Here is a 16,172-nt window from a genome sequence, read left to right as displayed (position 1 = left end):
TCTTGCTTCGGTGCGTCCTCGCGTCAGCCGGCCAGGCGTCGCCGGACCTCGGCGATACGCCCCGCGATGGTGCCGTCGATGACCTCGTCGCCCACGCGGATGGAGAGTCCACCCACGATCTCCGGCGCGATCTCGATGTTCAGGTGGATGTCCCGGCCGTAGATCCGGGTGAGCGCGGCTTGCAGCCTGGACTGCTGCGCCTCGCTCAGCGGAACGGCGGTCCGTACCACGGCGATGTAGTGCTTGGCCCGTTCGGCCACCAGCTGACTGAAGTGGTCGAGACCCTGTTCCAGGGTACGTCCCCGAGGCCGGGTGACGGCCTCGGTGACCAGGGCCAGCGTCGCCGCGCCGACCTTGCCCGAGAGCAGGTTCTCCACCAGGGTCCGCTTGTGCTCGATGGAGACGCCGTCCGTGGTCAGCGCGGCGCGGAGCTCGGGCTGACCAGTGACGATCCGGCCGAACCGGAACAGCTCGTCCTCGACTCCCTCGAGCTCCTGGGCGGTGCCGTGCTCGGCGATCGTCGCGAACACGGCGGCCTGTTCGACGGCGTCGACCAGGTCGCGCGACGTGGACCACTTGGCCCGGACGACATCGCTGACCACGAGGAGGGTGGCCGGCGACACCTTCGTCTCCAGAAGGTCGCTGACGAGCGCGGACTTGCTGTCCGGGGAGCCGGCCGGGTCGGCCAGCCACCGGCGCAGGGAGTGCTCCTGCTCCAGCAGGGCCACGACCTCGAAGAGCTCGTGGCCCAACGTGGCTGCGTTGGCGGACGGCAGGATGTCGTCGAGGCGTCGGATCACCTCGCCCACAGAGGTACGGCTGACACCCTGCATCAACGCACCTCTGCCTGCTGCGTGCTCCCGCTCTCCAGCTCCGCGAGGAACCGGTCGATGACCCGGCTCTGCGCGGCGCTGTCGGCGAGGGTCTCCCCGACGATCCGGGCAGCCAGTTCGGCGGAGAGCGCCCCGATCTCGGCCCGCAACTGCTCCATGGCCTGCTGGCGGTCCGCCTCGATCTGGGCGTGCGCCGCCTCGATGATGCGCCGCGCCTCGGCCTGGGCCTCCTCGCGCGCCTCAGCGATGATGGCGGCGCTCTGCTCGCTGGCCTTCTGCAGCTCGGCCGCGTACGACCGGTGCGCTTCCTCCAGCTTCTCCTTGAACTGCTGGCGCAGTTCCTCGGCTTCGGCCTCTGCCTTCTTCGCCCGCTCGATACCACCTTCGATGGAGTCGGCGCGCTCGTCGAGCATCTTCGTGACCCGCGGCACGGCGTAGCGGTACACCAGTGCGAAGATCACGGCGAAGGCGATGAGGCCGAAGACGAGTTCGTCGATGTGGATCCGTAGAACGTTCTCTTCGGCGGCCAGGCCCAACATGGTCAGCGCCCCTTCACGGTTGGTTGCCTACTTCCTTCGCCGGTTCGTCCTAGATGGCGAACGCGAGGACGAAGCCCAGCAGGGCGAGCGCCTCGATGAGGGCGAAGCCGATGTAGATGTTGGTCTGCAGCGGACCGCGGGCCTCGGGCTGGCGGGCGATGGCCTGCATGCCCAGACCGAAGACGATACCCACGCCGATACCGGCACCGATGACGCTGATGCCGTAGCCGATGACGTTGAGGCTGCCTTCCATGCTTTCTCCTTGAATCGTGGCCACAGGGCCGGATGGGTTGTCGTGCCCTCCGGGCGGGGGCACGGGAAAGGGTCGGGTTCAGAACCTGCTGGTCTAGTGCGCTTCCTGGGCCTGGCCGATGTAGAGAGCGGCCAGCAGGGTGAACACGAAGGCCTGCAGGAACATGATCACCAGCTCGAAAGCGGTGAAGATGATGAACGCCAGCAGGGCCGATCCGGAGAACAGCACCGAGATGGTGCCGTAGAGCGGCCCGGCGGCGGGGTTGAACATGTACCAGCCGCCCGCGGCGAACGTGGCGAGCAGCAGGTGTCCGGCGAACATGGTCGCGAACAGACGGATGGCGTGCGTCGCGGGCCGGATGATGAAGTTCGAGAGGATCTCGATGGGGACCAGCAGCGGCAGGATCCAGCCGGGCGCCCCGGAGGGGACGACCGCGCCCTTGAAGTAGTGGGTGAAGCCCTGGCTGCGGATGCCCACCGTGATGAAGGTGATGTAGATGACCAGGGCCAGGCCGGCGGGGTAGGAGAGGTTGCTGGTGACCGGCAACTGCAGGAAGGGGATGATCCCCATGACGTTCATCGCGAAGATGAACAGGAAGAGGGAGACCAGCAGCGGCAGGTACTTGTCGCCCTTCACACCTATCATCGGCCGCGAGATCTGGTCGCGGACGAAGAGGACGACGAGCTCGAGGATGCTCTGCCTGCGGTCGGGGACGACGGACAGCTTGCGCGAGGTCCACCACAGGAAGAACACCACCAGGCTGGTGGCCACCAGCAGCAGGATCACGTACTTGGTGATGCCGCTGGTGTAGGGGAGGGCCTCGCTGTAGTCGCCCCACGACCAGGGGGACGGGAAGAAGATCCCGACGGAGGGGGCCTCGAAGCCGGGTCCCCCCGGCGTGAACAGACCACCACCGCCCTCGGCAGCGAGGTTGAGCGTGTCAGCACTCACGGCGAACCCTTCCGTCGTGAATCAAGAGGTTCTGGTCAGTCTTGAGCGGACCGGCAACGGCGGTCAGCGGTGGTCCCTCCGCCCCCGACGGGTGCTGTCGGCGGCGGGCGGTCCCGGAGGATGTGGCTAGTTGGAGTGGACGCGGAGCCTGGCGAAGACCATGTACAGCGCCAGCCCCAGTCCGAGCAGGATGCCGATGGGCAGGAACAGCGCCCGGTGGTCCGTTAATCGGTCGAGCAGCCAGCCGACGCCGCCCCACACGATCATCCCGGACACGAGCAGGGAGACGATGGTGATTCCGTCGACCGACGCCCCGGAGGTCTCCTGGGGGGAGTTCCTGTCCTGCTTCCGTGGCTCGCTCATCCTGTCGCTCCGGAACATAGCAGGTTGTCGCGGCCGGCCACGCGGCAGGGGGGTGCCGGGGGACGGCATGCCGTGGCGCGCCCGTCATGGCTTCTCATGCCGGGCCTCCGGACCGGAGACGGCACTCGGCTCCGGATCGACGTGCAGGGTCTTGGTCGTGGCCAGCACCCGGACGTGGCCGCCCAGCCAGGAGACCACGCACAGCAGCGAGGTCACCGCGAAGGCGGTCGTGTCGAGCCAGGCGGGATCGGTGTTGCGCAGCGTGAGCAGCGCGGCCCCCAGGATCACCGCCTTGACGAGGAAGGCTCCCAGGGTGGCCGGCAGGAACAGGTCCGGATTGCGCCTGCTGAGGTGGGCCACCGCCCACCCGGAGACGCCGAAGAAGGCAAGAACCAGCAGCAGCGCAGCGAGCGCGCCGAGCACACCGACCGTACCGGAGATCGCGAGGAAGACAGCGGTGCTGCCGCCTCCGACCACCAGTGTGGGAATCGCGGCGCCGCGGAGAACCTTGGCGTCGTGTTCCTGCATGCGTGAACTCCGGTGTTGTGCTGTGAGGTGCTTGCTCGTGAAAGCTATCACAAGGTTTCGACACTATTTCCCATGGGCACCTTTAAGCGTCGCTTACTCCGCGAAGGATCGTCCCTGCCACTGCTCCTCCGTCCCCGATGTCTGTTCCGTCACCCTGCTGCTTTCCCTGGAGTTAAAGTCCCGTTCATGCCTCTTTGAGGTGATCAGCGGCCGACCACGTGTGGTGCATCACTTTTCTTCACGCGCGGTGACGGTCCCGGCCCGGCGCAGCGCACGGCGCCGCAGCCGCGGCAGCGTGATCAGACCGAACGCACAGATCGCTACCAATGTGGTAACACTCAGGACGATCGCGGGCGCGTCGAAGATCGACAGCGACACCGCGGCGAACGAGATGATCGCCGCCCACAGGTACATCAGCAGCACGGCGCGCGCGTGCGAGTGGCCGAGCTCCAGCAGCCGGTGGTGCAGGTGCTTCTTGTCGGGGGCGAACGGCGACTTGCCGGCCAGCGTCCGCCGCACCACCGCGAGCACCAAGTCCGCCAGCGGCAGGGCCAGCGCCAGCAGCGGCAGCAGGATCGGCAGGAAGGCCACCAGGCCGCTGGAGTCGAAGTGGACGACCGCGTTGGCCTGGAACTCGCCGGTCACGGTGATGGTGATGGAGGCCAGCAGCAGCCCGATCAGCATCGACCCGGTGTCGCCCATGAACACCCGCGCCGGGTTGAAGTTGTGGATGAGGAAGCCCGCGCAGACCCCGACCAGGATGATCGCGATCATGGCCGGGTAGGACTGGCGGTCGAAGCCCTGCTCGACGGCGACCACGTAGTAGTAGGTGAAGAAGGCCGCGGCCGCGATCGCGACGATCCCCGAGGCCAGGCCGTCCAGCCCGTCGGCGAAGTTGACCGCGTTGATGGTGACCACGATCAGCAGCACCGACAGCAGGGTGCCCAGCTCGGGGCCGAGGACGAGGGTGGTGCCCGGCAGCGGCAGCCACAGCAGTTGCACGCCCTGGGAGACCAGGATGCCCGCCGCGACGATCTGCCCGGCCAGCTTGGGGACGGGGGCCATCCCCCACCGGTCGTCGATGACGCCGATCACCACGATCAGCGCGCCCGCCACCAGCAGCCCGCGCCACCAGGTCTGGTCGAAGAACACCTCGCGCAGGTGCGGCAGTTGCGCCGAGATCAGCAGCGCGGCGGCGAAGCCGCCGTACATGGCGATCCCGCCCATCCGGGGGATGGGCTCGGTGTGCACGTCCCGGTCGCGCACCGGGGGGACCGCGCCGAAGGCGATCGCGGCGTTGCGGACCAGCGGGGTCAGCAGGTGGGTGACCGCCACGGCGATGACGAAGGTGAGCGCGTACTCACGCACGGCGTTGCGGAGCCTTCCGTGGACCGGCCGTACCCTCACGACGGCACGGCGCGTGTGTGGGCTGAGAATGACATCGACGCTAGCACTGCCGGACAGCGGCCGGGACCGCCGTTGCGCGCGGCGCAGCGCCCTCCGCGGCGCGCCCGCGGATCAGGACGCGTCCGCCCCGCCGCGGTCGGCAGGAGGGGTCCCCTCGTCCCCCTCAGGCCGCTCCTCGGCCTCTTGCGCAGCCCTGTCGGCCTCTTCCGCCGGGGCGGCCGTCCGACCGCGTCCAGAGCGTTTCAGCTCGGCGATGACGGTGCCGCACACGGCGCGCAACTGCTCGATGCCGATCGCCCCCGAGCGGAGCACGCGCGGCACCGCGTAGGTCAGGTCGACGACGGTCGAGGGCGGCGTGTCGGTGCGGGGACCCGCGTCGAGGTAGACGCTGACGTCGTCGCCGAACTGCGCCACGGCCTCCTCGACCGTGGCGGCGGCCGGGTTGCCGCTGAGGCTCGCCCCGCTCACCGCCATCGGCCCGACCTCCTTGAGCAGCTCCAGCGCCACGGGGTCCATGGGCATGCGCACCGCGACGGTGCCCCTGGTGTCGCCCAGGTCCCAGGAGAGGCTGGGGGTCGCGGCGCACACGAGGGTGAGCGGTCCCGGCCAGAACTCCTCGATCAGGTCCTGGCCGTGCCGCCCCAGGTCGTCGACGAGCGCCTGGGCGGCGCGGACGGTGCCGACGAGCACCGGCGGCGGCTTCTCCCGGCCGCGCTTCTTCGCCTCGCGCAGCGCGGCCACCGCGGTGCGGCTGAACGCGTCCGCGCCCACACCGTAGACGGTGTCGGTGGGCAGGACCACCAGCTCTCCGCGGCGCACGGTCGAGGCCGCGTCCGCGATCCCGGCCTTGCGCTGCTCCTCGTCCGCACAGTCGTACCTGCGGCTCACAACCTCACCTCGGTCTGCTCTGGGTCGTCGGGCTGCGGCCCGCCTCAGTCCACGGCGCGCCGGGCCACCACGAACCGGTCCCGGTGCGCCAGGTCCTTGCAGTTGCGCACGTCGCGCCAGCCCAACGACTCGGGGAAGAGCGGCGGGATGTCGATGCCCTGCCCGTCGCCGTGCTCGATGGCGATGAACCCGCCCGGACGCAGCAGGCGGCGGCCGACCGCCTCCAGTTGGCGGATCATGTCGAGCCCGTCCGCGCCCGCCCACAGCGCCGGCGCGGGGTCGTAGTCGCGGACCTCCGGCGGGATGTCGTCGGCGCCGTCCAGGGGCACGTACGGGGGGTTGGTGACGACCAGGTCCACCCGGCCGTTGTACTCGGGCAGGCAGGTCCGCATGTCGGCGTGGTGGGCGGTGATTCGCTCGGCCAGCCCGCTGCGCGCGATGTTGCGCCGTGCCCACGACAGCGCGGTCTCGTCCAGTTCGACGGCGTGGACGCGGGAGCGCGGCACCTCCTGGGCGATGGAGATCGCGATGGCGCCCGATCCGGTGCCCAGGTCCGCGACCAGGGGGTCGGCGACGTCCATGGCGCGCAGCACGTCGATCGCCCAGGACACCATCATCTCGGTCTCCGGGCGCGGGACGAAGACGCCGGGGCCGACCTCCAGCTCCAAGTAGCGGAAGTAGGCGCGGCCGGTGATGTGCTGCAACGGCTCCCGTGCGGCGCGCCGGGCCACGCACTCCCAGTAGCGGGCGTCGAAGTCGCTGTCGGCGACGGTGTGCAGCTCCCCTCGACGGACGCCGTGCACGAACGCCGCGAGCTCCTCGGCGTCGGTGCGGGGCGAGGCGACTCCGGCCTCGGCGAGCCGGAGGGTGGCTCGCGCGACCTCGTCGAGCAGGAGGTTCACTGCTGGGCGGCCTCCAACCGCTCCTTGGTGTCGGCGTCCATGAGGGCCTGGATCACTCCGCTCAGCTCCCCGTCGAGCACCTGGTCGAGGTTGTAGGCCTTGTAGCCGACCCGGTGGTCGGAGATGCGGTTCTCCGGGAAGTTGTAGGTGCGCACCCGCTCGGAGCGGTCCACGGTACGGACCTGGCTCCTCCGTTCGGCCTGGGCCTCGGCCTCGGCCGCGGCCTGCGCCTCGGCGAGCAGGCGGGCCCGCAGCACGCGCAGCGCCTGCTCCTTGTTCTGGAGCTGGCTCTTCTCGTTCTGGCAGGAGACCACGATGCCGGTGGGCAGGTGGGTGATGCGCACCGCCGAGTCGGTGGTGTTGACGCTCTGGCCGCCGGGTCCGGAGGAGCGGTAGACGTCGATGCGCAGGTCGTTGTCGTTGATCTCGACCTCGATCTCCTCGGCCTCGGGCACCACCAGCACGCCGACGGCCGAGGTGTGGATGCGGCCCTGGGACTCGGTGACGGGCACGCGCTGCACGCGGTGGACCCCGCCCTCGAACTTCAGTTGCCGCCACACGCCCTTGGCGGGGTCGGTGCCGCGGTTCTTGACCGCGATGGTGATGTCCTTGTAGCCGCCCAGGTCGGAGTAGGTGGCGCTGATGATCTCGGTCTTCCAGCCCTGGCGTTCGGCGTAGCGCAGGTACATGCGCACCAGGTCACCCGCGAACAGCGCCGACTCCTCGCCGCCCTCGCCGGCCTTGACCTCGAGGATGACGTCCTTGTCGTCGTTGGGGTCGCGCGGCACGAGCAGGGTGCGCAGCCGCTCGACCAGCTCCTCGCGCTGCTCGGCGAGCTGCTTGGCCTCGTCGGCGAAGGCCGGGTCCTCGGCGGCCAGCTCCTGGGCGGCCTCGATGTCGCTCTCGACCTGGTTGAGTTCGCGGTAGGCGGCGATGATGGGGGTGAGCTGGGAGTAGCGTTTGGCCAGACTGCGCGCCCTGGCCTGGTCGGCGTGCACGGCTGGGTCGGCGAGCTGCTGCTCCAGCTCGTAGTACTCGCCGAGAAGGTCGTCCAGCTTCACTTCTTCTTACATCCCCACAGAGCGTTCGGATCGGACGGAGCAGTCACACCGGCGGCGCGCCCCTCGCAGCGGGACGCGCCGCCGACGGACGCTACTTGCGCTTGCCGAAACGCTTCTCGAAGCGGGCGACCCGACCGCCGGTGTCCAGGATCTTCTGCTTGCCCGTGTAGAACGGGTGGCAGGAGGAGCAGATCTCGGCCCGGATCGTGCCGCCGGGTGCGGTGCTCCGGGTGACGAAGCTGTTACCGCAGGTGCAGGTCACCTGCGTGACGTGGTAGTCGGGGTGAATACCGGGTTTCATGTGGTTCTCCTCGCTAGTGGCGGTCGCCGGACGCACGCGGCGATGGCCGCCTCTGGGTGGGGCGGGCGTGCGCGAACCGGTACCGCGGCGGTCGCCATACCAGTCTGCCAGACCGTGGAACCGCAAACGTCCAGCCGGTATTCCTGGCCGGACGGTCGGCGGGGCGCGGAAGTGCGGTGCGGCGCCGCTGCTCCGCCGGTGCGCGGGCGGCGCACCGGCGGAGTGCTAGTCGTTCGGTCCGACCGCGTTCTTCTGGATCTGCAACAGGAACTCGGCGTTGCTCTTGGTCTTCTTCAGCTTCTCCAGGACCAGTTCCAGAGCCTGCTGGGCGTCCAGGGCGTGGAGCACGCGGCGGAGCTTCCAGATGATGTTGAGCTCCTCGCTCGACAGCAGGATCTCCTCCTTGCGGGTGCTGGACGCCTCGATGTCCACCGCGGGGAAGAGCCGCTTGTCGGCCAGGCTCCGGTTGAGCTTGAGCTCCATGTTGCCGGTGCCCTTGAACTCCTCGAAGATGACCTCGTCCATCCGGGAGCCGGTCTCGACCAGCGCCGTGGCCAGGATCGTCAGCGAGCCGCCGTTCTCGATGTTGCGGGCCGCGCCGAAGAAGCGCTTCGGCGGGTACAGCGCGGTGGAGTCGACACCACCGGACAGGATGCGCCCGCTCGCCGGTGCGGAGAGGTTGTAGGCGCGTCCCAGACGGGTGATGGAGTCGAGCAGCACCACGACGTCCAGGCCCATCTCGACCAGGCGCTTGGCCCGTTCGATGGCGAGCTCGGCGACGGTCGTGTGGTCCTCGGCGGGGCGGTCGAAGGTCGAGTGGATCACCTCGCCCTTGACCGTGCGCTGCATGTCGGTGACCTCTTCGGGCCGCTCGTCGACGAGGACGACCATGAGGTGGCACTCGGGGTTGTTCTGGGTGATCGCGTTGGCGATCGCCTGCAACACCATCGTCTTTCCGGCCTTGGGCGGGGAGACGATGAGGCCGCGCTGCCCCTTGCCGATCGGCGAGATGAGGTCGATGATGCGCGTGGTCAGGATGTTGGGCTCGGTCTCCAGGCGCAGCCGCTCCTGCGGGTACAGGGGCACCAGCTTGGCGAACTCGGGCCGGTTGCGCGCCCGCTCGGGCGGCATCCCGTTCACGCTGTCCAGACGGACCAGCGCGTTGAACTTCTCCCGGCGCTCGCCCTCGCGCGGCTGGCGCACGGCGCCGGTGATGGCGTCGCCCTTGCGCAGGCCGTACTTGCGGACCTGGGCCAGCGAGACGTACACGTCGTTGGAGCCCGGCAGGTAGCCGGTGGTCCGCACGAACGCGTAGTTGTCGAGGATGTCGAGGATGCCCGCGACCGGCAGCAGGACGTCGTCCTCGCTGATCACCGGCTCCTGCTCGGCGCGCTCGCGGTTGCGGCGGTCGCGGCGGTCGCGACGGCGTCCCCGGCGGCGCCCGCCGCCGAAGTCCTCGTCCTCGCCGCTGCCGCCGCCGCTGGCGTTCTCGCTCTTGTGGCCGTTCTGCTGCTGGGACGACTGCTGGTCGCCGCCGCCGCTGCTGCCGTCGCGGTTGCGGTTGCGTCGACGGCGCTCCCGGGTCCCGCCCTGTGCGGGCTGGGCGGCGGTGTCCTCGGACTTGGCGGCCGACGCCGCGGGGTCCTGCTTGGCGTTCTCGGCGGCGTCGCTGCCCTCGGCCGTCTGCGACTCCGCAGTCTCCTCGCCGCCGCGCCTGCGGGAACGGCTCCTGCGGGTGCGCTCGGGGCGCTCGGCCTGCTCGGCCCGGTCCGCCGCGGGTGCGGCGGCCTCGGCCGCCGGCGCCTCGGCCGTGGGGGCCTCCTGCTCCTTGGCGGCCGTGCCGCTCTCGGTCGCGGAGGTCTTCGCCGTCTTGGTCTTGGGGGCGCTGACCGGCCCGCCCTGCTTGGCTTCGATTGCTGCGATGATGTCGCTCTTGCGCATCCGGCCGGTGCCCGTGATTCCGAGGTCGGACGCCAGACGCTGCAGCTCCGTGAGCTTCAGCGCGGCCAGCCCGGTACCTCCGGAGCGGCTACGGGACCGCGTTGACGCGCTCTTGCCGACGGGGGGCGCGGCGTCGCCGACGTCCACTTTGGACGCGGTCGTGTCCTGCGTACCGACCGCCGCGTCCTGGTGGAGTTCGGTGGTGTCGCTCACTAAGGGTCCTTCCCAAGGAGCGGGCTGGTGCCGTCACGATGAACTGAGCGGCCAGCCCGGTGGTGCGAACCGGCTGGGGCCGGGTCAGGCGTGCCCAGCGTGGATGCCGGAACCGCTGCTGGACAACGAGTTTTACCCGATCGCGGCGGGCTCTGGGCACAGCCAGACGCTGGGGCGATGGGCTGGATGATGCTGCCCTCGGGCCATCCTGTTGTTCCTGTGCCAGGAAACCGGGACTGCAGTGGATTGGGCAGAACCGCGGACTCGCCGCGGATTCGACACAGTGGCTACCGTGCGGAGCGCTCGCGGATCAGAGACCACTCGCGCGAATGACGCGGGAAACACTGCGGCGGATGAGCACGGGCCCCGTGGTGGGGCACCTGGTGCTTCATCTAGCCTAACATCACCGGAGCCCACAGCTATTCCTCGACACAAGTCCATGAACGGGGAGAAGTGACACGTACCCCTACCAGATCGATTGCTAAGGGGCGTATGTGCCATTCAGTACCCGCTCGTTGCCGGATTGAATCAACCACAGCGCTGTTGTTTTGCGGAAATCCGTCGAGTGGGCGGTCCGCGGGGCCGCCCGGTGCGTCCGCGGAGTCGTGGTGGAGCACCAGGACGGTCGGCCCGGCTCCGGAGACCACCGCGGCCAGGCCGTCGCCGCGCAGGGACTCCACCAGTGCGGCGCTGTCGGGCATGGCCTCGGCCCGGTAGGACTGGTGCAGCCGGTCCTCGGTCGCCTCGAACAGCAGGTCGGGGCAGTCGCGGACGGCCGCGACCAGCAGCGCGGCCCGCCCCGCCGAGAACGCGGCGTCGGCGTGCGGCACGGTCTCCGGAAGCAGTCCCCGGGCCCGTTCGGTGGACAGGCTCTGCCGGGGCACGCACACGATCGGCCGTACCCCGGGTGCGGGGGACGTCGTCCACGCGCGCCAGGTCTTGGCGCCGCGCCAGGCGATGGTGAACCCGCCGTAGACGCACGGGGCCACGTTGTCGGGGTGGCCCTCGATGTCGGCGGCGGTCTGGAAGATCCACTCCCGGTCGAGGCGGTCCCCGCCGTCGGCCAGGGCCGCCGCGGCGGCCACGCCCGCCACGATCGCCGACGCCGAGGAGCCGAGCCCGCGGCCGTGCGGAATGGCGTTGCGGCAGCGCAGGTCGACCCCGGGCATGGTCTGGCCCACCGCGTCGAACGCGGCGCGCATGGCGCGCACCACGAGATGCGAGTCGTCGAGAGGCAGGGTACCGGCTCCCTCCCCCTCGACGGCCACCGTGACGTCGCGGTCGTCGCGGAGCCGGACCTCGATCTCGTCGGACAGGTCCAGGGCGATTCCCAGGGCGTCGAACCCCGGTCCGAGGTTCGCGCTGGTGGCGGGGGTGCGCACGGTCACCGCGGTGCGTTGCGGCTGAGGCATTCGGTGGCTCCGGGGTGGGAGGGACTGGGCTAGGCCAGGCCGAGCGCCGCCGCGGCGGCCTGGGCGTCGACAGGGATCGTGACGGCCGAGGAGGCTCCGGCCAGGGCCCAGTCGGGGTCCTTGAGTCCGTTGCCGGTGACCGTGCAGACCACGCGGCTGCCCCGCGCGATCTGCCCGGCCTCGACCGCCTGGAGCAGACCGGCCACGCTGGCCGCGGAGGCCAGCTCCACGAAGACCCCCTCCTGGCCGGCGAGCAGCCGGTAGGCGGAGAGGATCTGCCGGTCGGTGACGGAGTCGATGCGCCCGCCGGACTCGTCACGGGCCTTCTCCGCGAACTGCCAGGAGGCCGGGTTGCCGATCCGGATCGCGGTGGCGATGGTGCGCGGCTGGGTGACCGGGGCGCCGTTGACGATCGGCGCCGCGCCGCTGGCCTGGAAGCCGAACATGCGCGGCAGGCGGGTGCTGCGGCCGTCGGAGTGGTACTCCTGGTAGCCCATCCAGTAGGCGGTGATGTTGCCCGCGTTGCCCACCGGGAGGCAGTGGACGTCGGGGGCGTCGCCCAGGGCGTCCACGATCTCGAACGACGCGGTCTTCTGCCCCTGGAGGCGGTACGGGTTGACCGAGTTGACCAGCGCCACCGGGTAGTCGATGGAGAGCTTGCGGGCCAGCTCCAGGCAGTCGTCGAAGTTGCCGTCGACCTGGAGGAGGCGGGCGCCGTGGACCAGCGCCTGGGCCAGCTTGCCCATGGCGATCTTGCCCCGCGGGACCAGGACCGCGCAGGTCATCCCGGCACGTACCGCGTAGGCGGCGGCGCTGGCGCTGGTGTTGCCGGTCGAGGCGCAGATGACCGCCTTGGCCCCGTCCTCGGCCGCCTTGGAGATGGCCATGGTCATCCCGCGGTCCTTGAAGGAGCCCGTGGGGTTGAGGCCCTCGACCTTGAGGTAGACCTCGCAGCCGGTCAGCTCCGAGACCCGCGTGGCGGGGACCAGCGGCGTGCCTCCCTCAAGCAAGGTGACGACCGGGGTGTTCGCCGTGACGGGAAGGCGATCGCGGTATTCCTCGACGATTCCTCGCCACGCCCGTGCCATGCTCATGACAGGGCCCTTTCGAGTGGTGTGACTGGGTGGACGGCCGGACGGCGCCGCCCCGGCCGGTCGGGGTGGGCGCCTGCTGGGCGACCGTGCGCGGTCGTGCAGCCTGCCCCCGATTTTAGGGCCCTTCGACCCGGGGCGTGCGTCGGGATCGGGCTGTCTTTCCTGGCTGGGCCCGTCGCGACCGGTGCAGGCCGGGGGCGGTGCCGCGCGCCGCTCACGACTCGTCGCCGAAGGTCTCGACCCGCATGACGCTGGCGACCGCGCGGACCTCGTCGTGGCCGCGCAACTGCTCCACGGTCCGCGCCAGCGCCGAGTCGGGGGCGGGGTGGCTGACCAGGACGAGCTGGGCGTCGTCGCCGTGGCCCTCCTGGCGGACGTGCCGGATGGACACCTCGTTGGCGGCGAACACCTCGGCGACCTTGGCCAGCACGCCGGGCCGGTCGGCGACGTCCAGCGAGACGTGGTAGCTGGTGACGGTCTCGCCCATGGGGTGCACGGGCAGCCCGGAGTCGGCCTGGCCGTCGGCCACGAAGGTGCGGGCCAGCCGGTTGCGGGCCACGGCGACCAGGTCGCCCAGGACCGCGCTGGCGGTGGGCACGCCCCCGGCGCCCGCCCCGTAGAACATCAGCCGCCCGGCGGACTCGGCCTCCACGAACACCGCGTTGTAGGCGCCCTTGACGCTGGCCAGCGGGTGCTCGCGGGGCAGCATCACCGGGTGGACCCGCACGCCGATGCTGGAGTCGTCGGCGGAGCGCTGGCAGATGGCCAGCAGTTTGACCACGCAGCCCATCGCCTTGGCGCTGGCGATGTCGGCGGCGGAGACCTCGGTGATGCCCTCGCGGTGCACGTCGGCGGCGGTCACCGGGGTGTGGAACGCCAGCCGGGCGAGGATCGCGGCCTTGGCGGCGGCGTCGAAGCCCTCCACGTCGGCGGTCGGGTCGGCCTCGGCGTACCCCAGCGCCTGGGCCTCCTCCAGCGACTCGGCGAAGCCAGCGCCCAGGGTGTCCATCCGGTCGAGGATGTAGTTGGTGGTGCCGTTGACGATGCCCAGCACCCGGTTGACGCGGTCCCCGGCGAGGGAGTCGCGCAGCGGGCGCAGCAGCGGGATCGCCCCGGCCACGCTGGCCTCGTAGTAGACGTCGACCCCGGCGGCGCGCGCGGCGGCGAAGACGGTCGCGCCGTCCTCGGCGAGCAGCGCCTTGTTGGCGGTCACCACGGACTTGCCCGACTTGATCGCGGCGAGGATGAGCGACCGGGCGGGTTCGATGCCGCCGATGACCTCGACCACGAGGTCGATGTCGTCCCTGGTGACCAGGCCCATGGCGTCGGTGGTGAGCAGCTCGCGGGCCACGCCCGCGGCGCGGGCGCGGTCCGGGCGGCGCACCGCGATGCCACCGATCTCCAGAGGCGTCCCGATGCGCTCCGCGAGTTCGCGCGACTGCTCGTTGAGCAGCCGGACCACCTGAGAACCCACAACGCCGCAACCCAGCAGCGCCACCTTCAGTGCCATGAGGGGATGACTCCCGTTTCGTCGTTCGTTGTCCGTGTCCCCAACCCCGTGGTGACCACGATGTCGGCCGGTGTTCAGCCTACGTCCAGCCGCAGCAGGTCCTCTTCGGTCTCCCGCCGCACCAGCGTGCGGGAGCCCCCTTCGCGGACCGCGACCATGGCGGGACGGGGCAGGTGGTTGTAGTTGCTGGCCATGGAGTGGCAGTAGGCGCCGGTCGCCGCGACCGCCACCAGGTCGCCGGGGCGCAGGTCGGCGGGCAGGTACAGGTCGCGGACCACGATGTCGCCGCTCTCGCAGTGCTTGCCGACCAGGCGGGACAGCATGGGTCCGGCGTCGCTGTGCCGGGAGGCCAGCACGCAGGTGTACTCCGCACCGTACAGGGCGGTGCGGATGTTGTCGCTCATGCCTCCGTCGACGCTGACGTAGGTGCGGATGCCCTCCACGTCCTTGACGGTGCCGACCTCGTAGAGCGTGATGCCCGCCGGTCCGGCGATGGCGCGTCCCGGCTCCACCGCCAGGCGGGGCACCGGCAGGCCCTGGGCGGCGCACTCGTGCGCGACGATCGACGTCAGGCTCTCGGCGATGCTCTTGGGGTCCAGCGGGTCGTCGTCGGGCAGGTAGGCGATGCCCAGTCCGCCGCCGAGGTCCAGTTCGGGCAGGACGACGCCGTGCTCGGCGTGGATCCGGGTGAGGAAGGAGCTGAGGCGGCGCGCGGCGACCTCGAAGCCCGCGGTGTCGAAGATCTGCGACCCGATGTGGGAGTGCAGGCCGACCAGGCGGACGTGCGGGGAGGCGAGCAGGCGGCGCACCGCCTCGGCGGCGGCGCCGTTGCTCATGGCCAGGCCGAACTTCTGGTCGTCGTGGGCGGTGGCGACGAACTCGTGGGTGTGCGCCTCCACCCCCGTGGTGACCCGGACCAGGACCTCGGGGACGCGGCCCCGTTCGGCGGCGATCCGCTCCAGGCGGTCGATCTCGTCGAAGGAGTCGACGATGATCCGCCCCACGCCCACCTCGACGGCGCGGGCCAGCTCGGCCTCCGACTTGTTGTTGCCGTGCATGCCGATCCGCTCGGGCGGGAAGCCCGCGGCCAGGGCGACGGCGAGCTCTCCGCCGCTGCACACGTCGAGCTTGAGCCCCTCCTCGGCGACCCAGCGGGCCACCGCCTTGGTGAGCAGGGCCTTGCCCGCGTAGTAGACGTCGGCGTCGGCGAAGGCCAGCCGGTAGTCGCGGGCGCGGGCGCGGAAGTCGGCCTCGTCGACGACGTAGAGGGGGGTGCCGTACTCGCGGGCCAGCTCGGTGACGCCGACGCCGCCGACGGTGATCTCGCCGTCGACCCGGACGGCGGTGCTCGGCCACACGCGGGGGTGGAGGTCGAGCAGGTCCGCCGGCGGGCTGGGCGGGTGTTCCTCGGGCAGCACGTCCGCGTGGCGCGGTCCGGCAGGGTGGGCGTAGCGGCTCATGGGCGGGACTCTCGGATGGATGGTGACAGGGCGGGGTGCGGCCTTCGTCGGGCCCGGGGCCGGACGCGGCGCGGTCGAGGCGTCTACAGCCTTGTGGGCGCGGACACACCGATGAGGGAGAGTCCCGCGTGCAGCACACCGGCGACGGCGGCGCAGAGGTCGAGCCCGGCCACCGTGGTCGCGACGGGGCCGTGGGCCGTGTCGGCGTGCCCGGAGAGGAGGTCGTGGGACTCCCACCACTCATGGTAGGCAGCGGCGAGACCCTCCAGGTAACGCACCAGGATGTGGGGCTGGTTACGGCGGGCCGCGGCGCGCAGCGCGGCGGGTCCGTCGAAGAGCGCGCCGAGCAGCGCCTCGGCGGCGGGCGCGGTGAGGGCGGCCACCTCCTCGGCGGTGAGGGTGCGGTCCGGTGCGGCCCGGCGCAGGCCGAGGCCGGCCGCCCAGCGCTCGCCCGCGGTGCGGGCGTGGGCGTGGGCGTAGCGCAGGACGAAGGCGGGGTTGGCGTGGGTGGCGCGC

The 16,172-nt window shown here is 70.9% G+C and carries 17 protein-coding genes; all 17 read right to left on the bottom strand.

Translation table 11 applies throughout. From position 1 onward, the window contains the following. Positions 1-23: 23 nt before the first annotated feature. A complete protein-coding gene (locus tag AC529_RS17285; protein ID WP_068758409.1) occupies positions 24-833 on the bottom strand; it encodes a F0F1 ATP synthase subunit delta in 810 nt (269 codons plus the stop codon). Beyond that, positions 833-1,372, bottom strand: a complete 540-nt coding sequence (gene atpF / locus AC529_RS17280) for a F0F1 ATP synthase subunit B (RefSeq protein ID WP_068758408.1) — start codon at positions 1,370-1,372, stop codon at positions 833-835. The genes AC529_RS17285 and atpF overlap by 1 nt, the downstream gene beginning before the upstream one ends. 49 nt (positions 1,373-1,421) lie before the next feature. Beyond that, positions 1,422-1,625: an ATP synthase F0 subunit C gene (gene atpE / locus AC529_RS17275; RefSeq protein ID WP_068692259.1), complete on the bottom strand. Its 204-nt coding sequence runs from the start codon at positions 1,623-1,625 to the stop codon at positions 1,422-1,424. Positions 1,626-1,718: 93 nt separating this feature from the next. After that, positions 1,719-2,576 (bottom strand): F0F1 ATP synthase subunit A, encoded by an 858-nt coding sequence (gene atpB / locus AC529_RS17270; RefSeq protein ID WP_068758407.1) that lies wholly within the window; start codon positions 2,574-2,576, stop codon positions 1,719-1,721. Between the two features lie 126 nt (positions 2,577-2,702). Next, positions 2,703-2,939 (bottom strand): AtpZ/AtpI family protein, encoded by a 237-nt coding sequence (locus AC529_RS17265; RefSeq protein ID WP_068758460.1) that lies wholly within the window; start codon positions 2,937-2,939, stop codon positions 2,703-2,705. An 84-nt stretch (positions 2,940-3,023) separates the two neighbouring features. After that, positions 3,024-3,467: a hypothetical protein gene (locus AC529_RS17260; protein ID WP_068758406.1), complete on the bottom strand. Its 444-nt coding sequence runs from the start codon at positions 3,465-3,467 to the stop codon at positions 3,024-3,026. 228 nt (positions 3,468-3,695) lie between these two features. Beyond that, positions 3,696-4,835: an MraY family glycosyltransferase gene (locus AC529_RS17255; protein WP_068758405.1), complete on the bottom strand. Its 1,140-nt coding sequence runs from the start codon at positions 4,833-4,835 to the stop codon at positions 3,696-3,698. A 150-nt stretch (positions 4,836-4,985) separates the two neighbouring features. Beyond that, positions 4,986-5,762 carry an L-threonylcarbamoyladenylate synthase gene (locus AC529_RS17250; RefSeq protein ID WP_068758404.1) on the bottom strand — a complete coding sequence of 259 codons (777 nt, stop codon included), beginning with the start codon at positions 5,760-5,762 and terminating at the stop codon, positions 4,986-4,988. A 44-nt stretch (positions 5,763-5,806) separates the two neighbouring features. Beyond that, positions 5,807-6,664 (bottom strand): peptide chain release factor N(5)-glutamine methyltransferase, encoded by an 858-nt coding sequence (gene prmC, locus AC529_RS17245; protein ID WP_068758403.1) that lies wholly within the window; start codon positions 6,662-6,664, stop codon positions 5,807-5,809. Further along, entirely contained in the window at positions 6,661-7,725 is a 1,065-nt protein-coding gene (prfA, locus tag AC529_RS17240) for a peptide chain release factor 1 (RefSeq protein WP_068758402.1), read from the bottom strand. Before prfA ends, prmC begins: the two co-directional genes overlap by 4 nt. Positions 7,726-7,816: 91 nt before the next feature. After that, positions 7,817-8,026, bottom strand: coding sequence for a 50S ribosomal protein L31 (gene rpmE / locus AC529_RS17235; RefSeq protein WP_068758401.1), 210 nt, complete (start codon positions 8,024-8,026; stop codon positions 7,817-7,819). A 225-nt stretch (positions 8,027-8,251) separates the two neighbouring features. Next, entirely contained in the window at positions 8,252-10,180 is a 1,929-nt protein-coding gene (rho, locus tag AC529_RS17230; protein WP_068758400.1) for a transcription termination factor Rho, read from the bottom strand. Positions 10,181-10,599: 419 nt separating this feature from the next. Further along, the gene (gene thrB / locus AC529_RS17225) at positions 10,600-11,592 is read right to left on the bottom strand and encodes a homoserine kinase (RefSeq protein ID WP_068758399.1); all 993 of its coding nucleotides are present in this window, start codon (positions 11,590-11,592) and stop codon (positions 10,600-10,602) included. Positions 11,593-11,621: 29 nt separating this feature from the next. Next, on the bottom strand, positions 11,622-12,686 hold the full coding sequence (gene thrC / locus AC529_RS17220) for a threonine synthase (protein WP_068758398.1): 1,065 nt from the start codon (positions 12,684-12,686) through the stop codon (positions 11,622-11,624). 214 nt (positions 12,687-12,900) lie between these two features. Next, positions 12,901-14,196: a homoserine dehydrogenase gene (locus AC529_RS17215; protein WP_068758397.1), complete on the bottom strand. Its 1,296-nt coding sequence runs from the start codon at positions 14,194-14,196 to the stop codon at positions 12,901-12,903. A gap of 74 nt (positions 14,197-14,270) precedes the next feature. Beyond that, positions 14,271-15,656: a diaminopimelate decarboxylase gene (lysA, locus tag AC529_RS17210; protein ID WP_068758396.1), complete on the bottom strand. Its 1,386-nt coding sequence runs from the start codon at positions 15,654-15,656 to the stop codon at positions 14,271-14,273. An 83-nt stretch (positions 15,657-15,739) separates the two neighbouring features. After that, the coding region (locus AC529_RS17205; protein WP_269745556.1) for a DALR anticodon-binding domain-containing protein at positions 15,740-16,172 on the bottom strand (433 nt) is incomplete at its 5' end.

This window comes from Thermobifida cellulosilytica TB100 (assembly GCF_001517975.1).
In the GTDB taxonomy this organism is placed as follows: domain Bacteria; phylum Actinomycetota; class Actinomycetes; order Streptosporangiales; family Streptosporangiaceae; genus Thermobifida; species Thermobifida cellulosilytica.
This window is presented reverse-complemented; position numbering and strand designations above follow the sequence as displayed.

Bases quoted from the DNA above. Each gene is read 5' to 3' on its own strand.
- lysA (WP_068758396.1), bottom strand. From the start codon at position 15,656: ATGAGCCGCTACGCCCACCCTGCCGGACCGCGCCACGCGGACGTGCTG.
- atpF (WP_068758408.1), bottom strand. From the start codon at position 1,372: ATGTTGGGCCTGGCCGCCGAAGAGAACGTTCTACGGATCCACATCGAC.
- thrC (WP_068758398.1), bottom strand. From the start codon at position 12,686: ATGAGCATGGCACGGGCGTGGCGAGGAATCGTCGAGGAATACCGCGAT.
- AC529_RS17265 (WP_068758460.1), bottom strand. From the start codon at position 2,939: ATGAGCGAGCCACGGAAGCAGGACAGGAACTCCCCCCAGGAGACCTCC.
- AC529_RS17260 (WP_068758406.1), bottom strand. From the start codon at position 3,467: ATGCAGGAACACGACGCCAAGGTTCTCCGCGGCGCCGCGATTCCCACA.
- rpmE (WP_068758401.1), bottom strand. From the start codon at position 8,026: ATGAAACCCGGTATTCACCCCGACTACCACGTCACGCAGGTGACCTGC.
- AC529_RS17215 (WP_068758397.1), bottom strand. From the start codon at position 14,196: ATGGCACTGAAGGTGGCGCTGCTGGGTTGCGGCGTTGTGGGTTCTCAG.
- thrB (WP_068758399.1), bottom strand. From the start codon at position 11,592: ATGCCTCAGCCGCAACGCACCGCGGTGACCGTGCGCACCCCCGCCACC.
- atpE (WP_068692259.1), bottom strand. From the start codon at position 1,625: ATGGAAGGCAGCCTCAACGTCATCGGCTACGGCATCAGCGTCATCGGT.
- AC529_RS17285 (WP_068758409.1), bottom strand. From the start codon at position 833: ATGCAGGGTGTCAGCCGTACCTCTGTGGGCGAGGTGATCCGACGCCTC.